Annotated in this window: 1 protein-coding gene; it reads left to right on the top strand. The window is 61.3% G+C overall.

All coding sequences use genetic code 11. The features are described 5' to 3' along the window. A partial coding sequence (locus tag CKO23_RS25060; RefSeq protein ID WP_200336307.1) for an AAA family ATPase occupies nt 1-666 on the top strand: 666 nt, incomplete at both ends.

Here is a 666-nt window from a genome sequence, read left to right on the forward strand (position 1 = left end):
TAGCCGCGCCGATCTGGATGCCAAGATCGAGGAGCTGCTGGCGGAGAATGAGGCGCGTCTGGCGGCGAGTGGCCAGGCGCTCAGTCTCTCCGGGCGCTTTTCGCAGTTGATCCGTCAGGCCCACGCCCTCACCGGCGAGCGGGTGGTGGTGCTGGTCGATGAGTACGACAAGCCGATCCTCGACAACCTGACCTGCCCGGAGATCGCCGGCGAGATGCGCGATGGACTGCGCAACCTCTACTCGGTCATCAAGGGTCAGGACGCCCACATCCGCTTCGCCTTTCTCACCGGGGTGAGCAAGTTCAGCAAGGTCAGTATCTTTTCTGGGCTGAACAGCCTCAACGACATCACGGTCGATGCCGAGTATTCCGCGCTCTGCGGCTATACCGAGCATGATCTCGACACCGTCTTCGCACCCGAAGTTGAGGGACTGGATCGCGACGAGATCCGCCGTTGGTACAACGGCTACAACTGGACTGGGGAATCGGTCTACAACCCCTTCGATGTGCTGCTGCTGTTTCAGAAGCGCCAATTCCGCCCCTGGTGGTTCGAGACCGGCACCCCGACCTTTCTGGTGGATATCCTCACTCAGCGCGGTTTCTTCACACCCGATCTGGCCCATCTGCGCGCCGACGAGGGATTGCTCTCGACCTTCGATGTCGACCA

It is taken from the genome of Thiocystis violacea (assembly GCF_016583565.1).
GTDB classification, from domain to species: Bacteria; Pseudomonadota; Gammaproteobacteria; order Chromatiales; family Chromatiaceae; genus Thiorhodococcus; species Thiorhodococcus violaceus_A.